Source organism: Herbaspirillum sp. SJZ099, from assembly GCF_007828355.1.
Taxonomy (GTDB): domain Bacteria; phylum Pseudomonadota; class Gammaproteobacteria; order Burkholderiales; family Burkholderiaceae_D; genus Herbaspirillum.
Map to the genome: position 1 here is coordinate 97,263 of NZ_VIUO01000011.1, position 25,432 is coordinate 122,694.

Annotated in this window: 21 protein-coding genes; 12 read left to right on the top strand and 9 right to left on the bottom strand. The window is 57.1% G+C overall.

All coding sequences use genetic code 11. The features are described 5' to 3' along the window. Positions 1-10 precede the first annotated feature (10 nt). Together FB597_RS18420 and FB597_RS18425 are read right to left on the bottom strand one after the other, a co-directional pair. The gene (locus tag FB597_RS18420) at positions 11-2,047 is read right to left on the bottom strand and encodes an AsmA family protein (protein ID WP_144770346.1); all 2,037 of its coding nucleotides are present in this window, start codon (positions 2,045-2,047) and stop codon (positions 11-13) included. A 104-nt stretch (positions 2,048-2,151) separates the two neighbouring features. Next, positions 2,152-3,111 carry a LysR family transcriptional regulator gene (locus FB597_RS18425; protein ID WP_141917988.1) on the bottom strand — a complete coding sequence of 320 codons (960 nt, stop codon included), beginning with the start codon at positions 3,109-3,111 and terminating at the stop codon, positions 2,152-2,154. Positions 3,112-3,267: 156 nt separating this feature from the next. Here FB597_RS18425 and FB597_RS18430 point away from each other — a divergent pair, with 156 nt between their 5' ends. The 6 genes from FB597_RS18430 to gyrB all read left to right on the top strand — a co-directional run bounded on the left by FB597_RS18430 (position 3,268) and on the right by gyrB (position 11,624). Then, positions 3,268-3,504: a hypothetical protein gene (locus FB597_RS18430; RefSeq protein WP_141917991.1), complete on the top strand. Its 237-nt coding sequence runs from the start codon at positions 3,268-3,270 to the stop codon at positions 3,502-3,504. A gap of 495 nt (positions 3,505-3,999) precedes the next feature. Beyond that, complete coding sequence (locus FB597_RS18435; protein ID WP_141917994.1) at positions 4,000-4,317, top strand: hypothetical protein; 318 nt, start codon at positions 4,000-4,002, stop codon at positions 4,315-4,317. A 237-nt stretch (positions 4,318-4,554) separates the two neighbouring features. Then, complete coding sequence (locus FB597_RS18440; RefSeq protein ID WP_144770336.1) at positions 4,555-5,322, top strand: class II glutamine amidotransferase; 768 nt, start codon at positions 4,555-4,557, stop codon at positions 5,320-5,322. A gap of 394 nt (positions 5,323-5,716) precedes the next feature. Beyond that, entirely contained in the window at positions 5,717-7,135 is a 1,419-nt protein-coding gene (gene dnaA, locus FB597_RS18445) for a chromosomal replication initiator protein DnaA (RefSeq protein WP_144770337.1), read from the top strand. Positions 7,136-7,860: 725 nt separating this feature from the next. Continuing rightward, on the top strand, positions 7,861-8,967 hold the full coding sequence (dnaN, locus tag FB597_RS18450; protein WP_141918006.1) for a DNA polymerase III subunit beta: 1,107 nt from the start codon (positions 7,861-7,863) through the stop codon (positions 8,965-8,967). Between the two features lie 158 nt (positions 8,968-9,125). Next, positions 9,126-11,624, top strand: coding sequence for a DNA topoisomerase (ATP-hydrolyzing) subunit B (gene gyrB / locus FB597_RS18455; RefSeq protein ID WP_144770338.1), 2,499 nt, complete (start codon positions 9,126-9,128; stop codon positions 11,622-11,624). A 381-nt stretch (positions 11,625-12,005) separates the two neighbouring features. Here the strand turns inward: gyrB and FB597_RS18460 are convergent, their stop codons facing one another. From FB597_RS18460 to FB597_RS18485, 6 genes are all read right to left on the bottom strand, one after another. Further along, positions 12,006-13,223, bottom strand: coding sequence for a hypothetical protein (locus FB597_RS18460; RefSeq protein ID WP_144770339.1), 1,218 nt, complete (start codon positions 13,221-13,223; stop codon positions 12,006-12,008). Between the two features lie 552 nt (positions 13,224-13,775). After that, entirely contained in the window at positions 13,776-14,870 is a 1,095-nt protein-coding gene (locus FB597_RS18465; protein WP_141917619.1) for an acyltransferase, read from the bottom strand. Then, positions 14,867-15,685, bottom strand: coding sequence for a class D beta-lactamase (gene blaOXA, locus FB597_RS18470; protein WP_141917616.1), 819 nt, complete (start codon positions 15,683-15,685; stop codon positions 14,867-14,869). The genes FB597_RS18465 and blaOXA overlap by 4 nt, the downstream gene beginning before the upstream one ends. Before the next feature lie 88 nt (positions 15,686-15,773). Then, positions 15,774-16,169, bottom strand: coding sequence for a DUF4180 domain-containing protein (locus FB597_RS18475; RefSeq protein ID WP_141917614.1), 396 nt, complete (start codon positions 16,167-16,169; stop codon positions 15,774-15,776). Next, positions 16,166-17,035 (bottom strand): alpha/beta fold hydrolase, encoded by an 870-nt coding sequence (locus FB597_RS18480; RefSeq protein ID WP_141917612.1) that lies wholly within the window; start codon positions 17,033-17,035, stop codon positions 16,166-16,168. The genes FB597_RS18475 and FB597_RS18480 overlap by 4 nt, the downstream gene beginning before the upstream one ends. Further along, positions 17,032-17,457, bottom strand: coding sequence for a helix-turn-helix domain-containing protein (locus tag FB597_RS18485; RefSeq protein ID WP_141917610.1), 426 nt, complete (start codon positions 17,455-17,457; stop codon positions 17,032-17,034). Before FB597_RS18485 ends, FB597_RS18480 begins: the two co-directional genes overlap by 4 nt. 335 nt (positions 17,458-17,792) lie before the next feature. Here FB597_RS18485 and FB597_RS18490 point away from each other — a divergent pair, with 335 nt between their 5' ends. From FB597_RS18490 to FB597_RS18505, 4 genes are all read left to right on the top strand, one after another. Further along, complete coding sequence (locus FB597_RS18490) at positions 17,793-18,515, top strand: hypothetical protein (protein ID WP_141917608.1); 723 nt, start codon at positions 17,793-17,795, stop codon at positions 18,513-18,515. A 540-nt stretch (positions 18,516-19,055) separates the two neighbouring features. Beyond that, complete coding sequence (locus FB597_RS18495) at positions 19,056-20,375, top strand: hypothetical protein (RefSeq protein WP_144770341.1); 1,320 nt, start codon at positions 19,056-19,058, stop codon at positions 20,373-20,375. 81 nt (positions 20,376-20,456) lie between these two features. Continuing rightward, positions 20,457-21,062 (top strand): hypothetical protein, encoded by a 606-nt coding sequence (locus tag FB597_RS18500; RefSeq protein ID WP_141917604.1) that lies wholly within the window; start codon positions 20,457-20,459, stop codon positions 21,060-21,062. 270 nt (positions 21,063-21,332) lie between these two features. Beyond that, the gene (locus tag FB597_RS18505) at positions 21,333-21,587 is read left to right on the top strand and encodes a type II toxin-antitoxin system Phd/YefM family antitoxin (protein WP_141917601.1); all 255 of its coding nucleotides are present in this window, start codon (positions 21,333-21,335) and stop codon (positions 21,585-21,587) included. Between the two features lie 28 nt (positions 21,588-21,615). On the opposite strand, the gene FB597_RS18510 is transcribed toward FB597_RS18505, so the two are convergent. Continuing rightward, a complete protein-coding gene (locus tag FB597_RS18510) occupies positions 21,616-22,545 on the bottom strand; it encodes a hypothetical protein (protein ID WP_222428659.1) in 930 nt (309 codons plus the stop codon). Between the two features lie 404 nt (positions 22,546-22,949). Between FB597_RS18510 and istA the strand changes: the two genes are divergently transcribed. Together istA and istB are read left to right on the top strand one after the other, a co-directional pair. Continuing rightward, on the top strand, positions 22,950-24,482 hold the full coding sequence (gene istA / locus FB597_RS18515; RefSeq protein WP_183405893.1) for an IS21 family transposase: 1,533 nt from the start codon (positions 22,950-22,952) through the stop codon (positions 24,480-24,482). Between the two features lie 2 nt (positions 24,483-24,484). After that, complete coding sequence (istB, locus tag FB597_RS18520; protein WP_141917593.1) at positions 24,485-25,237, top strand: IS21-like element helper ATPase IstB; 753 nt, start codon at positions 24,485-24,487, stop codon at positions 25,235-25,237. Positions 25,238-25,432: the final 195 nt, after the last annotated feature.

Sequence of the window (25,432 nt, forward strand, 5' to 3'; positions counted from 1 at the left end):
TCTCCCATGCCTATTTTTTAGGCGCAACTTTCCCGGCAACGGCTTTTCCGGCTGGCGGCGCCTGCGGCTGTTTTTTCACTTCCTCCAGCAGATTGGCGCAATCGGTCTTTTGTTCGCCATCCACATTGATCAGCGGCAAGATGGCGGTCACCGGTGCCAGCAAGCCCAGCGCCAGCGCGCCGCCGGCGCGCAACGCCAATACCGCCTTGTTCACGCCGACGTCCGGCTCCTTGAACGTGCCCGAGACGTACAGCGGCGAACGCAGCGAGATGATGCGCAAGCCCTTGCTCTTGGGATGGATGGTCAGGTCCAGCTTTTCCTGCTTCATGTCCACCGTGCCGTCGGCGCCGATCAGCGCATCGTCCGTATCGAGCACGAAAGTGCGGATATCCATCACGCCATTACTGACCGGAAAATCGCCCACCATGCAATTGAGCTTCACTTCTTTATCGCCAAACAGTTTGCTGATGACGATATTGCCCACATTCAGGCCCGCCGCTTCCAGCAGGAACTTGCTGATGGCGCCCTGGTTGACCAGCGTCTTGAGTTCGCCATTGGCCGACCCCAGCATCGCCGCCACCGAATTGCCGGTCGCGCTCAATTTGGCGTCGCCGTTGATTTCGCCGAAGCTGGTTTTGGACGCGTCCAGTTCCGGGTACAACTGCTGGATCTTGATGCGGCGCGCCGTCAATGCCATGTCCGACTCCATCTGCTGGTCCCGGCCGTCGAGGCGAATGGTCGAGTTCAGGCTGCCGCCGGCCACGCCAAAGTTCAGCGGATCCAGCGTCAGCACCTTGTCCTTGAGCACCAGGTGCGCGTGCAGGTCGCTGATGGGCAGGTCCTTTTTCTTGACGATGCGCTTGCCGGTCAGTTTGACGTCGGCGTCCAGCGCGCCCCAGGCATCGGTGCTGAACTGCTTGACCGGCAGCACCTTGCCCGCCGGCTGGCGTTCCTGCGCGCCGCGCTGCGTTTTTTCCTCATTGGAGTCGGCCCCGATCAGCGGCGCCAGGTCCTCGAAACGCAGCAGGTTGGAGGTGATCGCGCCTTCCAGCCGCGGCCGCGGGCCGCCGGTGCTATAGAACAGGCTGCCGCCGACATCGCTGCTGCCGACCTTGCCGGTGAATTCTTCATAGCGCCATTCGCTATGGGCGGCGCCGATCTTGCCCAGCAGATGGCCTTCGGTGGCGAACGGCGGGGTTTCCGGCAGCAGTATCCCGGTCAGCGGATACAGGTTGCCCATGCTGGCGCCCGAGACCGACAGGCGCAGATCCAGCGCCGCCAGCTGGGCCGGCTTGGTCAACGTGCCGCGCACGCCGATGGCGGTCTTGCCTACCTTCACATTGGCCTGCAAGGGATACGGCTGCTGCTGGTCCTGCAGCGAGAGTACGCCGCCGGCACGGCCATCGCCGGACACCGGCGCGCCGTTGAAACTGCCCTTCAGTTTCCAGCCCAGGCCGTAGACCTTGTCCTTGTCGGGATCGAGGGTGTCGATCTCGGCCTTGATGTCGATCTTCTGGAGCGCATCATCCAGTTTGAATGTGCCCTGGCGCAGGATCAGCCGCCCCAGTTTCAGGTTCCAGGCGGACGGTTCGCTGTCGCTGTTCTTGAAGGTCCAGTTATTGGCGTTGTCCTTGTTGCGCAAGAGCGCAATGTCGGGATTGTGGATTTCCAGCGTCGGCAGCGAGATGTCATGCACCAGCAGCGGCGCCGGGTTGAGGGTGAAGGTGACTTGTTTGATCGAGGCCATCTTGCCGGACTGGCTGAACGCATCGGGATTGGCCAGCGTGATGTCTTGCGCCTGCAGCCGCGGCCAGGGCACCCAGCTCGACCATCCGGATTGCGGCGGCGTGGTCTGCCCGGCGCGCTGCCATTGCAGCGAGAGGTCGCCGTTGATGGCGAATTCGCGCCCGATCGATTCGGACACGCGCTGGTTGATCCAGGGCTTGGCCCGGTTCCAGTCGAAGGTCAGGAGGAAGATCAGCGCGGCGGCGATGACGATGAAAAGGCTGGCGAGCAGCCACAAGAGGATTTTCCGGGGGCGCGGCATTGGCATGGTTGTTCCCGTGAGGGTGGATCATACGGTGCGGGCAGCTCCCTGCCGGCCGCCTGTCTCCCGGGGCCGGCGGGATTCTTATATTTCTATGCGCCGCATCAGCGCTTCATGTTGATGCGACCGAATTCGTCGTGCGTCGTTGCACTCAAGTGCGCGCGCAGCCATTTGTGGGCCGGATTGCGCGCATCGCGCTCGTGCCACAGCATGTCGACGTGTTCTTCCGGCGTCTGGAACGGCAACTCCTTGACCACCAGCACCTCGGCCATGCCGGTGGCGGCCACCAGGTGGCGCGGCAGCACCGTCAGCAGTTCCGAACTGGCGACGATGCGCCCGGCCGTGAAGAACTGGTTCACCGTCAGCAGGATCTTGCGCTCGCGGTTCATGCCGGCCAGCACGTCGTCGATCACCGCATGCGGCTTGCCCGACAGGCTCACCAGCAGGTGGTCGGCGGCGCAGTAGGTATCCAGCGTCAGCGGCTGGGCCGCCAGCGGGTGGTTCTTGTGCATCACGCATACGTATTGGCCGGTGTACAGCCGGGCATGGCTGATCTGGCTCTTGGCCATACCTTGGCCATCGGCCAGTTGCGCCGTCACGCCGGGGAAAAACCCCACCGCCAGGTCGATGTCGCCGCGCAGCAGCATGGCGCGCGGGTCGCGGGTGGTCAGCGGCATCATGCGGATCTTGATGCGCGGCGCGTCGCGCATGATGGTGCGTACCAGCGACGGCAGCCACAGCGCGGCGGTGGCGTCCACCATGGCCATGCGGAAGGTATTCTGGGCCCGTGAGATGTCGAAGCTTTCCGGCGCGATCACCGCTTCCAGCTCGGACAGCGCCCGGCGCACGGTCGGCCACAGTTCTTCGGCGCGCGGCGTCGGTTTGACGCCATGCGCGGTGCGGATCACCAGGTCGTCGTTGAGGGTATCGCGCAGCCGTCGTAGCGCATTGGAGACAGCCGGCTGGGTCATGGCCAACAAGTTGGCTGCGCGCGTCAGGTTCTGCTCGGTCATGACCGCGTCGAATACGCGCAGCAGGTTCAGGTCCAGGGTGAGGAAGCTCATAGGGCGGGCCTTTGCGGCGGAAAGTGGATCGCGAATGAATTCCGGAAATAGCTATTCACGAATTATATAACTGATATCCGAAAAGGAAATTGGTCAAATAAATGTGAGTTCACTACACTGCAATGCAACATAACACACAACGTCAAGGATCGAATCATGGCAACCATCGCACAAAGCACCGTCAACACCACGTTCAAGAGCAAGTTCGCAGCCGTCCTGCGCAACATCTTCATCCACTTCGTCAAGGCCCATGAGCTGCAAGCCGTGGCCCTGGTCGCCGCCGAACAGGATCGCGCCAACGGTTCGCGCCAGCTGAACCGCATGGCCGACAAGTTCGAAGCAACCCAGCCGAACCTGGCCGCCGAACTGCGTTTCATCGCTTCCCGCGGCTAATTGGCAACAGCGGCCGACAGGCGCTGAAAAAGCGCCGGCGGCAAGGCAGTACAGGATTCAAGTTTTTACCGGTCGCGCGCCATTCGCTGCGCGACATGGCGGCAGGCCCAACCGGCCACCGCCTCCGGTGTCAGGAATTTCGGTTGTCCAGGCGCGTACGGCGCCTGTGTTGACGCTGATTCGATCAACGCGTCTGGACACCGATCCGTTGTCTCCTCCTCCCTCTTTAGGAAGGATTAACCCCGCAGGCCATGCCTGTGGGGTTTTTTTTCGTCGGTACAAAGCCCCCGCTACCGAGGCTACACCAGCAAAGCCGGCGAGATATTCACAAACGCTGAGCGGCAGTGTCGTTTGGCCATATTCATCAGCGCTATAACTGATATGAGAACTCTAAAGTAGTCATACAAACCGCACAAACATATACTGCGATGCAACAACAGTGAGATTGAACGCGCCTGATGCGCACCGCAAAGACTTATCAGAGGTAGAAATAACATGTCCTTCCTGAACCTGGCCTTTCCCGCCGAAACCGCGATTCCCTTCTCGCAGGCGCTGATCGGCATGCTGGCTGCCTACGTGCGCCCGGCCTTGGGTCTGGGGGCATTGGTGACGGTGCTGATGGTGTTCAAGCCGCTGCTGCTGGGCCTGGCGCAAGCCGCCGTGCTGCTGGTCAAGCCGCGCAAGTCGCTGGAACAGCGTATCCTGGCGCACAAGTTCAGCGGCAAGCGCATGTTGAACCGCATGGCCAACGAATACAGCCTGACCCAACCGAATTTCGCCAACGAACTGCGCAACATGGCCGCGCGCGACTGAGCGCCCGCCGCCGTTCCACGGCAAGCCGACTTCTAGTCGAGTAGTAGTTCTGAGGTTTTGTAGTACGTACCGCGTCTCCTCCTCCCTCTTTAGGAAGGATTAACCCCGCAAGCGCAAGCTCGCGGGGTTTTTTTTATCTGCGTTTTTTATCCGCGTCGGCCGGGCCGGCCGCTCCCGGCAGGCGGCAATCGTGATAACTTTGACAGTCCGGCAACACTTATCAATGTCTCGAATACCATGTGCCAGCTCCTTGGGATGAACTGCAACACCCCGACCGATATCGTCTTCAGCTTTACCGGTTTCGCCACCCGCGGGGGATTGACCGATCATCACAGCGACGGCTGGGGCATCGCCTTCTTCGAAGGCGCCGGCGTGCGCACCTTCGTCGACCACCAGGCCGCGATCGCGTCGCCGGTGGCCGAACTGATCAAGCAATACCCGATCAAGTCGCAGCACGTCATCGCCCACATCCGCAAGGCGACCCAGGGCCGCGTGGCGCTGGCCAACTGCCATCCCTTCGTGCGCGAACTGTGGGGGCGCTACTGGGTATTCGCCCACAACGGCGACCTGAAAAACTTCACGCCGCAGCTCGACGGCCCCTACCGCCCGGTCGGCACCACCGACAGCGAACAGGCCTTCTGCTACATCCTGCAAGAGTTCCGCAAGCGCTTCGGCGACACGCTGCCGCCGCTGGCCGAACTGCGCGCCGCGCTGCGCGAGATCGCCGACTATATCGCCGGCCACGGCACCTTCAACATGCTGCTCTCGGACGGATCGGCGCTCTACACGCACTGTTCCACCCACCTCTACTACATCATCCGCAAGCATCCCTTCACCACCGCCAAGCTGTCGGATGACGAGCTGTCGGTCGATTTCGCCCAGGTCACCACGGTCAACGACCGCGTGGCCGTCATCGTCACCCAGCCGCTGACCAACAACGAAGTCTGGACGCCCTACCAGCCGGGCGAACTCAAGGTATTCGTGGATGGCGACGTGGTCGTTTGAACCGGTCGGCGCCCTCCGGCTGGAAAGCCGCCAAAAAGAATAAAAAGAAGTAAAAAAGGGACAAAGCCGGGCAGTCTCCCGCAAACGGAATCACCGGTTGCAAAAAACACTGTCCCCATCAAAATATTGTCGAAAAGGAAATCGATCGGCTCTGTCCCCCGGCAAGCCGCATGGCGGTGCCGCTTGTCAGGAAAATAATGTCCGAATCGGCCATTTCCCGCCGATGGATATGATTTTTTACTCTGCCAAACTGCCTCGCGTCCTGTGGATAACTTTCCGGCAGCAGGGTAAAATGCGTCCCTTGTTTGCGCCTCGGCCGACATTGTTTTTTATCCACCGGTCCTGACCTGAATCCGTTCAACGGCGCCGCACTCCTATTCAATAAGAAAGCTTCATGGAAAACTTCTGGCAGACCTGCTCCACCAAACTCGAGCAGGAACTGACTCCGCAACAATACAGCGCCTGGATCAAGCCGCTGGTGCCGCTCGACTATGAAGACGGGTTGCTGCGCATCGCCGCGCCCAACCGTTTCAAGCTCGACTGGGTCAAGGCCCAGTTCGCCAGCCGCATCACCAACCTCGCCAGCGAATACTGGGAGTCCCCGATCGAAGTGCAATTCGTGCTCGACCCGCGCGTGGGCCAGGCCCGGCGCGCCGCAGCGGCCACCAACGGCGGCGCCGAACCCGGCTATCCGGGCGCCGGCGGCGGCGGTATTTCCGGCCTCGGCCTGCCCGCGGCCCAGGCCTACCAGCCCGAACCGGAACCGGTGCGCGCGGTCGCCCCACGCCAGGAACAGTCGCGCATCAACCCGGTGTTGACGTTCGACAACCTGGTTACCGGCAAGGCCAACCAACTGGCCCGCGCGGCCGCCACCCAGGTCGCCAACAACCCCGGCGTGTCATACAACCCGCTGTTCCTGTACGGCGGCGTGGGCCTGGGCAAGACCCACATCATCCACGCCATCGGCAACCAGGTGCTTGTGGATAACCCGGGCGCCAGGATCCGCTACATCCACGCCGAGCAATACGTGCGCGACGTGGTGACCGCCTACCAGCGCAAGGGTTTCGACGACTTCAAGCGCTACTATCACTCGCTGGACCTGCTGCTGATCGACGATATCCAGTTCTTCGGCGGCAAGAGCCGCACCCAGGAAGAATTCTTCTACGCCTTCGAAGCGCTGATCGCGGCCAAGAAGCAGATCATCATCACCAGCGATACTTACCCCAAGGAAATCAGCGGCATGGACGACCGCCTGATCTCCCGTTTCGACTCCGGCCTGACGGTGGCGATCGAGCCGCCCGAACTGGAAATGCGGGTGGCGATCCTGATGAAGAAAGCCTCCGCCGAAGAAGTCGTGCTGTCCGACGACGTCGCCTTCTTCGTCGCCAAGCACTTGCGCTCCAACGTGCGCGAGCTGGAAGGCGCGCTGCGCAAGATCCTGGCCTACTCGCGCTTCCACGGCAAGGACATCACCATCGATGTCGTCAAGGAAGCCCTGAAGGACCTGCTGTCGGTGCAAAACCGCCAGATCTCGGTGGAAAACATCCAGAAGACCGTGGCCGACTTCTTCAACATCAAGGTCGCCGACATGTACTCGAAAAAGCGCCCGGCCAACATCGCCCGGCCGCGCCAGATCGCCATGTACCTGGCCAAGGAGCTGACCCAGAAGAGCCTGCCCGAAATCGGCGACCTGTTCGGCGGCCGCGACCACACCACGGTGCTGCACGCGGTGCGCAAGATCGCCGCCGACCGCGCCAAGAGCCCGGAATGCAACCACGAGCTGCACGTGCTGGAGCAGACCCTCAAGGGCTGACCCGGCAAGCCGTACGCCATGTCGTCAACATGCCGCCCGCAGGCTGGGGCGGCATTTTCATGTGCGGCCGGCGCGTTGGGACGGCCGCTGCCGCCGCTTTCCAACCCGTCGTCCCGGCGAAAGCCGGGACCCAGTGTCTTTCGTTGCGCCCCGAAAGACGCTGAACGACGCTGGGCCCTGACTTTCGTCAGGGCGACGGAGATAAATTCAGGATTAACTGAACGGAATTACCCGGCCCCCGGCATTCCCGGACCATTTTCCCAGCCCTGCCGATCCCCGTAATCCCGGCCGCCAAGGTACCGGTTTACTAAGCAAAAACTTACGTTGAAGGGGGATGATTGGTACAATGGAAGGCGATATTTCGCCGGCGGACGCCAGGGCCGCCCAATGAGCAGGAAATCCGCGGGATATCAAGGAAACTTCGGAGAAAACCTCTTTAAAAATGGGGGATTTGCCTTCAAATGTTCCTAACGCGCTGTCCGGCGCGCAGGGTGGTCCAGGTGTGTGATTAAAAACACAACAATCAGCCTGCCAGAATGCTTGCCGGCGGCTTGGGAACAGGTTTCGGACCGGCTGCGGGCAGGCCGTGCAAATGCAGGAGCGTTGCGTATTCCAGGCAGGTTCCGGGTTGTTTTCACCAGAAGGGGAACACGCGCGACATTTGCATAAGCGGCAAGTCAGCCAGCGGCATCCTTTAAACCACTATTAGCAAGGACAAACAGACTATGCAATTGGTTAAAACCCAAAGAGACACGCTCCTGCGTCCTCTGCAGATCGTGAGCGGTATTGTCGAGCGTCGGCACACATTGCCGATTCTGGCCAATATCCTCATCCGCAAGGACGGCGAGAAAGTGTCTTTCCTGTCCACCGACATCGAAGTGCAGATCACCACGCACGCCGAAGTCGGCTCCGGCAGCGACGCCGTCGCCACCACCGTGGCCGCGCGCAAGCTGCTCGACATCCTGCGCGCCCTGCCCGACTCCGGCGAAGTTTCCATCTCGCTTGCCAACAAGCGCCTGACCGTGCAATCCGGCAAATCGCGCTTCGCGCTGCAGACCCTGGCCGCGGAAGAATTCCCCACCGTCGCCCAGGCCGAGCAGTACAACGCGCAAGTCACCCTGCCGCAAAAGACCCTGAAGCACCTGTTCAACATGGTCCACTTCTCCATGGCCCAGCAGGATATCCGCTACTACCTGAACGGCCTGCTGCTGGTGGTCGAAGGCAAGAACGTCATCGCGGTCGCCACCGACGGCCACCGCCTGGCCTTCTGCCAGGTCGCCACCGAACAGGAATTCCCGCGCCAGGAAGTCATCATCCCGCGCAAGACCATCATCGAGCTGCAGCGCCTGCTCGACGAGAGCGATGAAGAAGTCAAACTCGAAATCGCCAACAACCAGGTCAAGCTGAGCTTCGCCGACATCGAACTGATCTCCAAGCTGGTCGAAGGCAAGTTCCCCGACTACACCCGCGTGGTGCCCAAGGGCTACAAGAACAGCTTCACCATCAGCCGCGAACAGCTGCTGCGTTCGCTGCAGCGCGCCGCCATCATGACCAGCGACAAGTTCAAGGGCGTGCGCTGGGTGATCGCTCCCGGCAGCCTGAAGATCAGCTCCACCAACGCCGACCAGGAAGAAGCGGTCGAAGAACTCGAAATCGACTACGGCGGCGACACCGTCGACATCGGTTTCAACGTCAGCTACCTGCTCGACGTGCTCAACAACCTGAAGAACGACTACGTCAACATCGCCCTGGGCGATGCCAACTCGTCGGCCCTGGTCACCATCCCGGACAACGCCGACTTCAAATACGTCGTCATGCCGATGCGCATTTAAGCGCTGCCGCCTGCAAGCGCACGAGGGGCCGTCCGAGACGGCCCCTCAGTCGCTTTTAAGAATTCCGTTTTCAGCCGTAACCCTGTCGCATTTTGTCGTTTCTTTGTCGTTTCACCCGCAGTCTCTAGTCGTTTGGCTAGCTTTTTCAGAAGGTAACCATGTCCTCCAGCCCAGCAGACAACACCAACTCCGCGCAACAAAGCTACGGCGCCTCCTCCATCCAGATCCTGGAAGGCCTGGAGGCGGTGCGCAAGCGTCCCGGCATGTACATTGGCGATACTTCTGACGGCACCGGCCTGCACCACCTCGTGTTCGAAGTGCTGGACAACTCCATCGACGAAGCGCTGGCCGGCTACTGCAGCGAGATCCACGTCACCATCCACGCCGACAACTCGATCTCGATCACCGACAATGGCCGCGGCATCCCCACCGGCCTGAAGATGGACGACAAGCACGAACCCAAGCGCTCCGCCGCCGAAATCGTGATGACCGAGCTGCACGCCGGCGGCAAGTTCGACCAGAACTCCTACAAGGTCTCCGGCGGCCTGCACGGCGTGGGCGTGTCCTGCGTGAACGCACTGTCCAAGAAACTGCTGCTGACCATCCGCCGCGACGGCAAGGTGCACTCCATGGAGTTCGCCAAGGGCGTGGTGCAAAACCGCGAACTGGAAACCATCGACGGCATCCAGGTCTCGCCCATCAAGGTCATCGGCGAATCCGACAAGAAAGGCACCGAAGTCCACTTCTGGGCCGACGAAGAAATCTTCACCCACGTCGAGTTCCACTACGAGATCCTCGCCAAGCGCATCCGCGAACTCTCGTTCCTCAACAACGGCGTGCACATCAAGCTGACCGACCAGCGCACCGGCAAGGAAGAAAACTTCGCCTTCGAAGGCGGCACCCGCGGTTTCGTCGAATACATCAACAAGAACAAGAACGTGCTGCACCCGACCGTGTTCCAGGCCACCGGCGACAAGATGTCGGACCAGAACACCAACATCTCGGTCGACGTCTCCATGCAATGGAACGACGCCTTCAACGAGCAGGTGCTGTGCTTCACCAACAACATCCCGCAGCGCGACGGCGGCACCCACCTGACCGGCCTGCGCGCGGCGATGACCCGCGTCATCAACAAGTACATCGACGAGAACGATTTCGCCAAGAAAGCCAAGGTCGAAATCTCCGGCGACGACATGCGCGAAGGCCTCACCTGCGTGCTCTCGGTGAAAGTGCCCGAACCCAAGTTCAGCTCGCAGACCAAGGACAAGCTGGTCTCTTCCGAAGTGCGCGGCCCGGTCGAGGAAATCGTCGCCAAGACGCTCACCGACTACCTGATGGAAAAGCCCAACGACGCCAAGATCATCTGCGGCAAGATCGTCGAAGCCGCCCGCGCGCGCGAAGCCGCGCGCAAGGCGCGCGAACTGACCCGCCGCAAGGGCGTCATGGACGGCCTGGGCCTCTCCTCCAAGCTGGCCGATTGCCAGGAACGCGACCCGGCCCTGTGCGAACTCTACATCGTCGAGGGTGACTCCGCGGGCGGCTCCGCCAAGCAGGGCCGCGACCGCAAGTTCCAGGCCATCCTGCCGCTGCGCGGCAAGGTCCTGAACGTCGAAAAGGCGCGCTTCGAGAAGATGCTCTCCTCCGAGCAGATCACCACCCTCATCGCCACCCTGGGCACCAGCATCGGCGCCGACGAATTCAACCCGGACAAGCTGCGCTACCACCGCATCATCATCATGACCGACGCCGACGTCGACGGAGCCCACATCCGCACCCTGCTGCTCACGCTCTTCTATCGCCAGATGCCGGCGCTGGTCGAACGCGGCCACATCTACATCGCCCAGCCGCCGCTGTACAAGGTCAAGGCCGGCAAGGATGAGCGCTACCTCAAGGACGACCTCGAAGAAGCGCAATACATGATGCAGATCGCCCTGAACGACGCCGAACTGAAACCGGCCGAAGACGCCCCCGGCATCAGCGGCGACGCCTTGGTCGAACTGGCCCGCCAGTACAACACCGCCAACGCCATCATCATGCGCCTCACGCGCGCCATCGATGAAGCCGCGCTCGACGCCATCATGAACGCCGGCGTCACCCTGAAGATGGAAAACCTGGAACAAGCCGAAGCCACCGCCGCCGAACTCACCAAGGCAATCGCCGACCCCAGCGTGCAAGTCGTGGCCAAGCTCGACGAACTCTCCGAGAAGCTCGCCCTGCACATCCAGCGCCGCCACCACGGCAACATCAAGGCCACCGTGATCGACGCCGACTTCGCCAGCGGCCCCGACTACCAGGTGCTGTCGAACGCCGCGCAGACCTTCAAGGGCTTGATCCGCAAAGGCGCCTCCGTCGCCCGCGGCCAGGGCGAAAAGCGCAAGGAATCAGCCGTCACCGACTTCCGCCAGGCCATGGCCTGGCTGCGCGACGAAGCCGAACGCGGCGTCAACAAGCAGCGTTACAAAGGCCTGGGCGAAATGAACCCCGAGCAGCTGTGGGAAACCACCATGGACCCGACTGTGCGCCGTTTGCTGAAGGTGCAGATCGAGGATGCCATTGCGGCGGATCAGATCTTCATGACGCTGATGGGGGATGATGTTGAGCCGCGTCGGGCGTTTATTGAGTCTAATGCGTTGCAGGCGGGGAATATTGATGTTTAAAAGTGCTGTAGAGAGTTACAGTAAGTGAAAAAATTGTCACTCCCGTGAAAACGAATGGTCATAGTAAATAAATGAAAAAAAGAGAGCCTATATGGCTCTCTTTTTTGTCATTCAATCCTGCATCCGCCAGTTTGCTCAATTTGGAGTAGTCCTATTTACATCCAGAGACAGGGACGAAAATCGATGGCGGACGCCAATACTTTTATTTACGTTCAATGCTAAGTCGCGCTAATAAAATTTTCAAAAACGTGACCTAGACAGATTTCATACGCGAAACGGATTGCTCAATTGATTGGTATTTCCAGCCGACTGCAAGAAACACTTAAAGGTGCTTAAAATGCCCTTTCTTCTTACGAGATAAGAAGAAAGGGGGCATCTATCCTAAAGACTCAAAGCAATATCGACAACGAATGAATTCAAGTTCTCGTTCTCCTCATCTTTGAGTCGGACTTGCAATTCACCTTTGTGCGCTAGATTTTTCTTTAACGTGAACAACGTGTTCTGCCGAAGAGTATTCAGACAATTCTCTAGCTTTGTGAATGAAGCTTGTCCTTGCATGCTTGCTTCGATCTTTGCAATCGCCCATCGCTGGAATTCGGCCGAGAGTATAGCGACAGGATATTTATCCTCACCTTGATCGGCATAGGAAAGTACCGCTGCGTAAAAGCCGTCTTTTTCAGTCTCTGCTGTTTGCAGCGGCTGGTTATTGCTAGACGTCTTCCACCGAAGCTGAGCATGAAGTGCGAAGGGAGGTGGAGGATCGATTTGGGTCCCGACTCGGCCCAGCTGCCTTAGCACCTCTTCTTTTACCTCATGAGCGTACAGCTCATTCATTTGAGCAACTCTCCGATATGTTCCTCCGATCAATTCTCTAAGGGGAAGCATGAGGGTCTGATCTTTTTGCCAGGTAATTAGAATGGGTGCGCCTGGACCTTTGGCATTCAACAGATGCCGTAGCCCTTGTTTATGTTTGCCATACAGCTTTTCGGAAATTTGGTCTTTAAGTTTGCTCAGATCTTCAGCTATGCCAACTACACACAAGACGTTCTTTGACGACGAGCATCGAACAAGGTCACAAGCTGGCGTCAAAATTAGAAGATAGCGGTTTGGCGCATGCCAGTGCATAGCCATAGGACGACCTTCCGGCTGATGTTCCCGCTGGTTTGTACGTATACGATGCCGCGAACCTATTTTTGATCTGATCTCTGATACCACTCTTCGTTTGAGCGCAGGAGCCTTGGATGCACGATGACTTCCGGCTTTAATGGTCAGGACTTCCCCAAACTGGAGATAGCTTCCTGCAGGCTGAGCAGGGCCGAAGATAACATCTGAGAAAAGTTCGAAAAGGACTTTACTCTGTGTCGCTTGCCCAGATACTGAAATACTTCCTTGATCAACGGGAATATCGCTTAGAGTTTCAAAGCTAATGCGTCGGATTTTTGAAGCTATAGATTCAGATGCTAGCCATGTTAAATACTTTGAGATGGATTCGCCTTCTGCAGCCAAGCGCGCCAGATTTAATAATCTGAGGTCATGAACTTCCAAGTCATCGCATTGAATTAAGAACTCTTCTGCGGCTCCTTTTGTTGCTTTTACCAAGGTATGTACGATGTCTTCCAGCTTTCGATTGCCGAGATATGCGGATTTTCTCTCTCGAATTTTTGAAAGAACAAGATCGGCATTGACGTCGGTCTTGGTTAGTGCGTATTTCAGTGATGGTGGACATCTAGTTCGGCGACGTGGACGTTTCTAGTTCAGTCGCCCTGGACAGTTGAATGACCAAAAAACTACTCAACGCCAATGGTCTGTCGCTCTAAGATATCCGCAACCGGCCACGTAGCGGCCCTACAGATATAAATGAAATGTGCAGTAATACTCGGTGTTGGCGCCGAGGGCCAAGCGTCTGGAGCCAGGTCGTCTGGCTCGAAGGGATTGAGTCGAGTAACCTTTGCAGGCTAGAAATTTTTTTCAGCAATGCAAGATGGAAAAACGGAGGCCGGAAATGGAGAAAGCCCGCCAGAGGCGGGCTTTCGCTTACGTTTTGCCTGAAACTCGACAGCCGACTAGAACCGTTTTCGGGGATGAGGGCTGTCAGGCGATTGACATAAATCTTATCACATCGCGTTTAGGACTGCTATCGGCCAGATACGGTCATTCATGCGCAAGGCGATTAAAGGGACGCGAAAAAAAGCGAGCCACAGCGCAGGCCACCCCTAACGAGCAGATAAGGTATCCGGCCAACAGTCCCAGCTTTACAGCCGATGACGCGGTGATGGGAGGGATTGCGGTGCGCATCAGGCCCAGGATGATCAGGTGGAACAGGTAGATTTCGTAGCTAAGACCGCCGCAGAACGCCAGGAATCGGTATCCCGCGGAACCTGGCGCTATAGTTTTTCCAGAAGCGCCGGCCAGCAGCAGAGCGGTTCCCAGCGCCATTGCAGTCACGCCCAGTACATTGCTACGGGAAATCGGCCAGCACAGGTAGAGCAATGTCATCGCCAGGATCGTCATGCACTGCAGCCAGCGCGTCGACATCCATGGATGCGTACCTCGTGCAACCATGATCGCCGTACAGCAACCGATGGCAATCCCGTCAAAGCAAGCCAGGTACGCATACAGAAAGCCGCCTTCATCTCCCTGGTGCGCCAGGCGGTATAAGGGGCCCGTCACGACGAACAGCAGCCAGAACGCGCCGATGAAGCGCGGCCTGCGCAACGTCAGGCAAACCATCGGAAACGCCAGATAGAACACCTCTTCAACGGAAAGTGACCAAAGCACACCCAGCGGATAGTTCACCCAGCCATGCTGCGCAATCAGTACATTCATCCAGAAGGTGAGGCTGGCCAGACCCGTCATCCACATCGGCAGCGGCGGCTCGCCAAATCCGCGGTTCTGGAAGAGCGTCCCTCCCAGCGCGGCCAGGAGCGCCACCATTGCCAGCAACAGGAACACGCATGGCAGTATGCGCGCCATGCGCAGCGCGTAGAAGCGCCTCGCATCGATGGCGTCGAGCCGCCCCCATCGGCGCAAGGTGTTGGCCGTCATCAGGTAGCCGGAAATCACGAAGAAAATGGTGACGCCGTAGTTGCCGTTGCGGGCGATCGCCTGCACCACGGGGGCGCCAAAGATCGTCGCCGGCACCGTATCTTTGAGCGGGTAGGCGATGTTGAAATGATGGAACAGCACCAGCAATATGGATACGCCACGCAGCGCATCGATCCGCGCATTGCGCTGGCCGACGCTCATCGCGGCCGACCTGCGAGATGATCGGCCAATGCCGGAAGGTCGTCCAGCAGGCCGTCGCGAGCCCGCAGGCCGGCGTTGGGCTGGGTCGGATGATCGTCCTGGATAAGGCGGGCGAACACGCGCTTCCGGTCGCCCTTGATCGCCCAGCCCACGAACCATCCATAGGCATGCGCAGGATCGTAGCGCCCATCGGAGCCCGGTGAACCGGTGCCTGTCTTGCCGTGGATCTCCCAGCCGTCCGGCGCAGCCGCGATGCGCGTGATCCTGCCGGTCATCTCATACGCGTGTGCGCTGACCGGCAGTTGCCGGTTCACCAGCCTGCGCAGGAAAGCGATCTGTTCCAAAGGCGAGATGCGCAGCGATGAATTGATCCATGCTCCCTTTGTGCCATTGCGCTTGCCCGGTTCTCCCGACACGTCCTGGTTGCCATAGCGGAAATCGCGCGTATAGCGTTGAAACCGCGCCGCCCCCAGCTGCTGCGCTACACGCTGCGAAAACCAGACCACCGAATACTGCATCCATCGGCTGGCATCGGTGGGCTGGCGCCAGGCGTCGCCGCCCCAGTCAGGATATCCTGGCTGATAGGGCCAGGCCGGCGTATGTTCGTCCTGCAAGACGCCGGCATCGAAGCCCATCAGGCTGATGGCGATCTTGAAGGTGGAGGCCGGCGTGAAGCGGCGGGTGCAATCTCCACTCTGGACGATGGAGCCGTTCTCCGATGCGTCGGCCACGATGGTGCATATCGTCCGTGCCGACGCCGCGGTCGAGATAACTCCACCTGCGATCAGGGCCACGAACATCCATGTCTTGCGCATTTCTACCTCTCCAGCATGATTAATTAACGGAATTGATTCTATCGGTGACGGGCGCCCGGCATGGCTTCTTGCCCCAGGAGGACGCCTGTCACCGCAACGGCCGGCGCGGTGCAAGCACGTCGGAGCCCAACCGGCTTTCCAGGTCCGCAAAGCGGTCGAGAAACCAGACGGCGTTTCCGTGATTGGATTCTCGGACATAGTCACTAAGCGCCCGACTGGCATCAAGATGGCGGCCGAGCTGGCCGAGAATGGCGAGCGGCATGCGGTAGTTCACGAAGCGCTGGACAAGCCGGCCCGCCAATCCAGACGACAGTTGGAAAAAGGATTCGTCCAGGCAGCTGGCATCGATGGCCACCAGCTGCGCACAGTGCTCCCATGCTGCACTGAGCAGGGAGTCCGTATCACCTTCGCTGGCAATGCGCCCTTCCTGGGCCGGGCAATGCAGTATCCGGACCGTGCCCATCGGAATGATCACGCTTCTCATGGCGTGCCGCGCGCGTCAGGCGCGAGAAGAAATGCCTGGATGGTTTCAGCTTCACGGGTGATGAAGTGAAAGGCCTCTGGCCTCCAGTGTATGCAAGCGTGCGGCACGCACCGTTCAAGCCGCGCCCGCGTGTGGGCCGAATCAAGCAGCACGTCTTTTCCTCCCAGCACTGCCATGACCGGCATGGCCAGCGAACCCAGAGCAGCATCGCTGAACCTGGGTAGCACGATAGGTTGAATACGCGCATGCAGGCCGATGTATTCCATCAGCGAGGCAAGCTTGGCATGGAACGGCGACAGCGCGCCGGCAACAGGGCCGATCACCATGCGACGGATCCTGCGCAATCCCCACTGCCCGAGCATCAAACAGGGCCAGGCTTTGAGCAGGAATGCCCGTTGCCGTCCGATCCCGGCGGGCGAGATGAGCACCAGTTGCGCCACCCGCCCTGGACGCGATACTGCGTAGTTCAACGCCATCCAGCCACCCAGCGAAATGCCGGCGAACGAGGCGTTGACCAGTCCAAGCCCATCCATCACGTCGTCGAGCCAGCATAGGGCCGCGCGACTGATGGAAACCAGGCGGGATGGCGCGCTCAATCCGGGCTGGCCCGGCATGTCAAGGATATGGACGCGGAAGTGCCGCGCCCATGTCGCCGCGTCCGCCAGCCAGCTTGCCGCGTTGGCCTGGGCGCCATGCAGCAGCACCAGCGGCGGCCCGTCGGACGGGCCGCAGGAAAGCACGAAGGTTTCTCCGATGCCGCTTGGCACCATGCGACGGGTATGAGGAACCGGCCACTCGTCCAGCAGATCGCGATAGCGTGCCAGGGCAAGGCGCTCGGCATCGAGCGTCCTGAATATCGGCATCATTGCGCCGAGCCAAGAAAGGAGTCGATTGCCTCCAGCACCGATGCGGCCTCTCTGGGCGATGCAACCAGGATGATTTTCAGATGGCTTTCCAACGGGTTATAGGCGGTATCAAGATGCATGGGCTGGCCGTGTCCTCTCCGGCTGATCAGCAAAGCCTGCAGGTTGGTTGCGATGCGGCTGGCAAATTCGGCCGATATCCCGGGTACCTCTACGATGCTCGTGGTACGTGCCACAATTTCGCCTTGGCTCGCTACTGGCGCCGCCAAACCGGCAAAGTCATTCAGGTCCGGACCGGAAATCCGATAGGACTTGCCGATCTTGGAGGCCCGCAGGCGGCCCTCCTTGATATGGCGCAGCACTGTCTTGACGTGCAACTTGAGTTGCCGGGCGACTTCTTCAACGGTGTAGGTATTTCCGTGCATGGCGTCATTCTATATCGAATTATTCCTAAATGTTACCAATATATGTAGCGATTGAGATATTTCGAATTCCCGTTTGGACCGCAATCCGACTCGCGGCAGCCGGACGAAGACTGGGCCCGAGGGGCGCATGAGCGAACGGTCGCCCTCGGAAGGCGATGGAAAGATGGAAGCGGATGGCAAGAGGCAATCCTGCAAGCCAGGCGACATGGATTGCGTCGCTTTCCGTGGTGGACAATTGCTGAATGAGCGTCCGTTATCGGCCAGGAACGGACATCCCCACATAACCGGTTTCGGGTAGTCTTCATGTAGTGTCTTCCTGCCAAATATCGCTCCTCGTGAATATGCAACCCGAATATCTTGCCCGTCTTAATGAGCCAGTCCAACAGTTCGTCCTTGACGTGGAAGAAGGTGCGGGCGTTGAAATCAATGTAATTCTCGATTCGAAGCAGAATGAAGGTGGAACTACTGGTCAGGGAAAGCTCGCAGTCGTCATAGACGCCAAAAGCATTCAACTCTTTGCTCCGACCAATGGATACTTTCCCGATGGGGCGGTTCGACATGAAGTGTTGCACGTGCGGCGGTTTCATGTTGAGGGAGTTCCAAAGCTTGCTTTAGCCGATAGCGAAGAATGGGACAAAGGTTTTTCGGATGCGCTGGGCGCTCTTGATAATGCCATTGAGCACATAATTATCGTTCCTGAAGAACTTCAATTTCATTCAGATCGCCGCAAACATTGGGAGACTGTGATGCAGCGTGTCTGTTCGGAGCTTCCCCATGTGCCTGAGGGCGAGCGGTGCCTCGCGGTCTGTCTTCATTGGACATTCTTGCGTCATGTCCTACCAGACTCGCCCGTAGTTGAGATCGCAAGAAGCTTTGCGAATAAGCATGCGCTGCTAGAATTGGCCGACCACTTTGCCGATCGGTTCAAAGCTGTAGCGGCTAGCAAGGAGAAGCTTGTCCACCTTCTTTTTCACACATTTCCCGAAATCCCGAAGAACCGTGTGGCCTTGGAATACATAAACAGCGTGACTGGTACTTGCCAGAAGCCAATTCCATAGATCGACTACAGCAAGAGGATCATTGTCAGAAACTATGACCGGCGACAACAAGCCGTCCCGTGAGTGGGCCCAGCTTGCGCTCAATGGAATGCCTGTGGCTGGCCGCTATCGCAATGGTGTCGACAGGATTAGAAAGGTGAGCTTTTGCAGGGACTGAAGTCACATGTCATTGTCATGCTGACGTTAGCACGGCATCGCGTGAGGAACATAGATTCCTCTTTGTATCCGAGAATGAAAACGGCCCGCGAAGCGGGCCGTTTTCATAGTTCATTTGTTTTGTGGGGGGAGGCTGTTACTCGAAAGCTCAGCCCGCTTGTCCTCAAGCGCACGAAGTAAGTGTAGTACCAGTTGAACGGTCTCGAAAGAGCATGGCCTGTCAAAACATAGCTTTCGGTACCACTTCAAATAGTGATCCAAGTCGCCTTCGTTGAGGGAGCGCCACCACGATTTGTGCATGTGCTACTGGCCTCGTCTGAAGATTGGCAGCAACCGTAACTTCCGCCTACACTTTCACAAATTAAACAAAAAATCGGGGGAAATATGGCATGGGACATTACCACTAGCAGTCACATTACGAGGGAAAGGCTCAAACTTTCAACTCCAGAGGTGGTTTACAGGGAGCTAGATGAATATGGTCAATATCTCGCCACAGGTGTTTCGCGCTGGAATAGCGACGATGCGCTTGAAAATGCGCTATTACAACGTAACGACCGTTTGATTAACTTGGGGCTGGCAAAGAATGCAGGAAGCCAAAGTGTAATCAAGCTACTCTACAGCCAGTCATTGGCCGGTACGGGCGACAATGAATACGACTACGCAGTAAGACTCGCCTGTCTGGCAAATCTTACTGCCCCATTGGGGGCTTGGGGGCTAGGCGAGTCGTCCGATTCCGACGACTGGGAGTTTCTGGAAGTTCGCCGACTGGCATGCAGTGGCAGTAGCGACGAACTGTTGGCGATGTTACGCAATCCCGCTCGACGTTATCTGCTCCCAAAATTGTTCGAACGAGCAGGGCCTTTCGATACTGTCGATGAGAAAAGGTGGTTACATCTTTTGCGCTTTGCTTCGGGCAATCCTGGCCTAACTATAGATGACAGTACGATTGCTGGCCCCGACTTTATTAACTGGGACATCAATAAGGCAATTATTCGCCTTCTGCAGACCGCCATGGTTACATCCAATTCAATTAACGTTCTGCATGATCTACTGATGAATCTTGATCCCGCCAATACCAGGATGTTGGGATCTAGAGAAGAATTTTCAGAGCTAATCAATCGTTGGAAATTGGGTGATATACCAAGTACCTCTGATTCGGGGAAGAGAGTCGAAGGTTATTACTCGACCTGCACGCTAGAAGAGGAACTCCAATGTGTCATGGCAGCCCTTTACGGCAGTATTTCAGAAGGAAAGGCAATCACGGCCATGGGCTCGTTGGATGCACCAGAATTGGCGTTCAGATGCGCCTACTACGGCAGAGAAAAAATGAATGCCGCTGAAATCCAAGAAGCCTGGAGTAAAGACAAGGCCATATTTGTTCTGGCAGCGCTATTCAATAACCAGATTCTGCTGAACCCTGATTCACGTCGGGAATTAGAGGGATATGTGTCTCATGAACTTCAACATCTCTATGTCAAACGATGCACCCAACTGCATGCACATTACAAATGGTTTTCAGTTTCCCCTGTTACCGAGGAGTTGAAAGACGTCAAAACTGAAGTCGCGCCACGTGTTGTCGATGCTGAAATGATAGAGAGGCTTGCTAAGCGAATAGTGGCCGTCGAGGAGAAGCTAGTTGCAACGTCAAAGCAGATTTGGTGGGTCGCTGTCATCCTCGGAGCCATAATGTTCTATCACCGGTAGTTCCCCGCCTTTAGTGGACTCATATTCGAGAATCAATCTTCTAAAACATAGCATGGTCGAAATAACTTAGTGGACGCAGCGATGGCTAAAAATGCTCATAGTGAACTAGTAAGGGTCCTTTCTGAATCAGGAGAAGCGCTGCTGGACCTCGGTCTTGAAAGCGAGATCGTGAAAGCGATCCCAGTTGTTAACTTGGCCGCAGCACTGATGAAAGAGGCATCAAACATTCGTGATAAAGGGCTGATTAGCAAGCTCAGTCGCTTCTTGAATGAGCCACGCCTCCAAAGGACCTTAGAGTCAGAGGCAATGCGAGAGAAATTACTTAAGGATGAATATGCAGAGCTTATTGGCGAGAGGCTGTTTCTCGTCATCGAGAAATTTTCAGACCTTCAAAAGCCGGTGTTACTGGCTCGAGTATTCGCGGCGTACTTGAATGACGAGCTGTCGAGAGCGGACTTCTTTCTACTGGCACATGCCATTGATGTGGCCTACATCCGAGATTTGGAGCGATTTCTTGATGCCAAGGCTCTTATCGAAGGGCTTGAGCCCCCGGAGATCCAGCGATTAACCAATGCTGGCCTTTGCATGACCTTTTCGAGCGGAGCCTTGGGAGGTGGTGGCCTGCAATATCACCCAGCCCCCATCGCACAAATTTTATATAACGCTGTCGCTATAATTGTGGAGTAGATGTCTGTCGATAGGTGAGCTTTTACAGGGAGCGTAGTCACATCGTACTAATCACCCTATCATCGGACTGCGAGCCCCGGTGCGATCTCTGCCAAAGCAGACCCCGGGGCGTGTGTTTTCTAGCCTAGAATTTCCCCCGGCATTTCCCTGTAGCGTGTGTTTTCTAGCCTAGAATTTCCCCCGGCATTTCCCTGTAGCGTGTGTTTTCTAGCCTAGAATTTCCCCCGGCATTTCCCTGTACACGGTATTTCTGCACCAAAGGAGTTTGTTGTGGCAATTACTTCCTTACCCGCGCAAGAGTTTGCTCAGGATGTGCACGAGGCGTTTACTGCGACCGAGACTGGGCCAGTCTTTATTACTGATCGTGGCATACCAAGCCATGTTCTAATCAGCTATCCGGAATATCAACGCCTACTTGCGCTGAAACGCAGCATCTCCAGCAGCTTAGCTATGCCTGGCGATTCAGACGTCGAGTTCGAAGCACCACGTGTCGATATCTACCTCCGACCAGCGGACTTTCTGTAACCAAGCAAAAAATTGGCATACATCGCGTCTATTCCTCCAGAAGCTTGGTCGCGCGCCTGCGAGCTCCACCTCTCGGTGATTTAGCCGCCCAGGCAGCCAGCCATCCCTCCGCTCTAGTCGTGATCGGCGTCCACAAGTAAACCGCCCCTCCTATTGCCTCAACGACCCTGGCGCCAAGTTCTTCTCCGTAAAGAACGGTGGACAGGATACGAAGACCGTTAGCCGACGCGCCAGCCTGGTTCCTCACTAGCCTAGCCAAGTGAGGGCGCCGCGCGTCCAGCCACTGAGTCAACCCAGATGGCGGTAAGAGCGCAGGTAGGCCGAAGCCTGACTGGTGAAACTCCATCTCATCCCTAGTAGCTAGCGCCAGCACTTTCTGCTCAAAGACTGCTCTTAGGCGTTGTGCCTGTTTCAAAGAAATATGTGCACAAGCCGGCTGACTACTGGCGTCTACAGCACCGATAACAATGGTCGTATGGAAAGCGCACACGTCCTTTCGCCTTACGGGAAGCCAGCAATATTTGCAGAAGCGGTAGAGATCCCCTGTGCCCTCATCGATTTCTAAAAGCGGCTTGGCAATAGGGACTCCGAGGTAGCCACACAGTCGGCTGAACGAGAAAACCTCGATAAAAGGTGGGAATTCAATTTCCCGCGGCGGCCTGTCCGTATGTCGGACAAACAACTCAATCATCCGACCAATCGCGGCCAACAGTTGCTCCTGCTGCGATTCAGAAGCAAATACCAATGCGGGATAGAGGGTCCGAATCTTGTCCCAGGATGGCTGGCCCTGAATAGAGATCAGAGGGCGGTGCACATCGGAAAGAAGCGGCACCAAATGCTCTCGAATTACTTTGATCGCAACAGCTGGTGTGACAGCCCGGTCTTCGACCGCTGCGGCCATGCGCCTCAGCACTGAATGATAGGGGGCTGGGATGCTGTCGAGATCTAGATCGTCCAAGTGAAAAGGCATTTCAAATGTCCAGATAGCCTAGTAGTTTTCGCGACATGTTCTGCGTAGGATGAGCCACCGATTGTTTGGATGCTCTCCAACAGCACCGTTTCGGCAAAATGGACGGCGTTTCGGCAACGTGGACAGCAATTTAATGCTGCTGTGGGCGATGTTTGGCATCGCAGCCATCAATTTGAGGAGATTCTCACCTAGTCCGTAACTAAGAACAAAAATCCCCCCTAAAAAAGCGAAAAGCCCGAGTGACCAGACTCGGGCTTTATCGTCGGCCGTAACCGAAAAGATCTCAGATCTCGCGGAGGAGTATCGGCTGCAACGTCTTTCCTGTCAAGGAGAGCGTAAGGGGAATGCACACCCTTTTGCGGCGCGACTCCTGCGCTGCTTGGAAGATGCCTATGAGGCTAGAAATCTATTTGCAGCGTGAAATAGCGCGGCTGCACTTCTATGAGCTATCTAGCTCAGATAGAACCATCGCCGACACTGTTGGCATTTCTCCCACGACTGTGGGTGTCTTGCGCAATAAACTGAGAGCAACAACACTTAATTGGAGTGACATCCAAGATCTCGATGATGCTCAGTGGCGCACCCTGATTGGTACTCACGACCGTAGCGTTGCCGCCCCGAAGCCGGCACCAAATTGGGAATGGGTGCATCAAGAGATGCAGGCAGAAGACGCCACCCTGGAGCATATCTGGCAGGAATGGCGCGAATCCGAGCCCACCGGTATTGGCTACACGCAGTTCACCTCGGGGTATCGCAAGTACATCAAGAAATTACATATCGTCATGCGGCGCGTCCATCTTCCGGGCGATAAGCTGTTTGTTGATTTCGCTGGTCGAACGATCGATGTCCACGATGCCGAAACTGGCGCCATCGAAGAGGCGCAGATCTTTATTGGCGTTCTTGGCTATTCCAATTACACGTTTATCTATGCGGTACCTAGTCAAAAAACGGCTGATTGGGTGGACTGCCACATTAAATGTTTTGAATACATGGGTGGTGCCCCAGCTTGGGTTGTCAGCGACAACCTAAAAGCCGCGGTGTGGAGAAGGGAGCGTGATCGTATCGTCGTCAATCCAAGCTACAGGGACTGCCTCGCCCACTACGGTACCGCTGCCCGGCCGACCAGGAGTCGCAAACCAAAGGACAAGCCGAAGGCTGAAGTTGGTGTCCAGATCGCTCAGCGCCTTTTCTTCCGGCTGCGGAACCGAAAGTTCTTTAGTTTCGACGAGCTGAATACTGAGCTTTATGCCCTGAGCGAAAAGCTCAACCATCATCGCTTTAAGAAACTGGATGGATGCCGGCATCAATGGATGGAAGATACGGAGAGGGAAAAACTGCGCCCATTGCCGGAGCGCCCGTTTGAGCTGTGCGACTGGAAATATCAGGTCCGAATTGGCCAGGATTACCACGTCGAGCACCAAGGTGCTTTTTACTCCGTTCCTTATTACCTCGCGGGAAATCGCGTTGACCTGAGATTCACACAGACCATCCTTGAAATCTTCCTGGCCGGCCGTCGCATCGCAATGCACCTCGTTCAGGCTAAGCAAGGTGCCACAGTGACTGAACGGGAGCACAGGCCACTTTCGCATATAGCTGTCACTGAGTCTGAACCAGCAGACCTAATTCGCTGGGCGGAAGGTATTGGTCCTAGTGCTAACAAGATGATTGCCTATCACCTCCATGATCGACGGGATCCGACGAACGGACTTCGCGCCGCTCAGCGGATGAGAAGCCTGGCACGAACATACGGAGATGAACGCTTCGAGGCCGTTTGTACTTATGCATTGAAATCGAACATCACGAGCCTTCGCAATGTTGAGTCGATTTTCAAGACGAACGCCGATTTACGTCCTGCCAAGCCCCAAAACAGTGAGCCACGTCCCACTCATGGCAACGTGCGCGGGCCTGAATACTTCGGAGAATAAACATGAGTAGCCAACCACAGAACACCATCCAGCTCCGCGAATTGAAGCTCCAAGCTATGGCCGAGGCATATGAACTCCAAAGCCAGCAACCCAAACTGCAGAACATTGCCTTCGATGATCGCCTGGGAATGCTCCTTGAGGCCGAGACCGCATCAAGGAAATCACGCAAGCTAAATCGGTTGATCAAGATCGCTAACTTCCCGGAAGCTGCTTCTCTAGAAGATCTGGACGGACGTACAGCCCGCGGACTTGATAAAACACTTGTTGCCGCCCTGTCGACTTGCAGCTGGATCTCTCGGCATCAGAATCTGATCATTCTCGGCGCCACAGGCGTCGGAAAGACATGGCTTGGCTCGGCTTTTGGACAGCAGGCGTGCCGGTTGGCGATGTCAGTGGCTTTCCGTCGTGTATCAGATCTGTACACCGCGGTGACCGAAGCCCAGCTCGATGGCTCTCTCTTTTCACTTAAGGATCAACTCTATAAGCCGGCACTCCTCATCTTGGATGACTTCGGAATGGGAGAGATGACGCCCGCAGCAGCGCAAGTGCTGCTGGATGTGGTCGACAGGCGTTCACGTACGGGATCAGTACTCATTACCAGCCAGTATCCAGTGGAAAATTGGCATGGTTTCTTCCCGGACCCGACAATAGCGGATGCGGTCTTGGACCGTGTTGTCCATCAGGCTTACAAGATCCAGCTGAAAGGAGAGTCAATGAGAAAACTGCGCGGCAAGAAGTCACTTGCTGAAGTCTAAATAAGTCCACGTTGCCGAAGAACTGTCCATGTGGCCGTTTCAATGCTTGTGTTGCCGGCTGCTTGTCCAGACTTCCGTCACAGTGTCCACCTGGTTCCGATTGACCTGACCTGAAAAAACTGGTCCGACTTGAAATTTCATATGCTATTGAAAAGGAGAGTCAGACCATGCCGAAAAAGCGATTCACATCCGAAG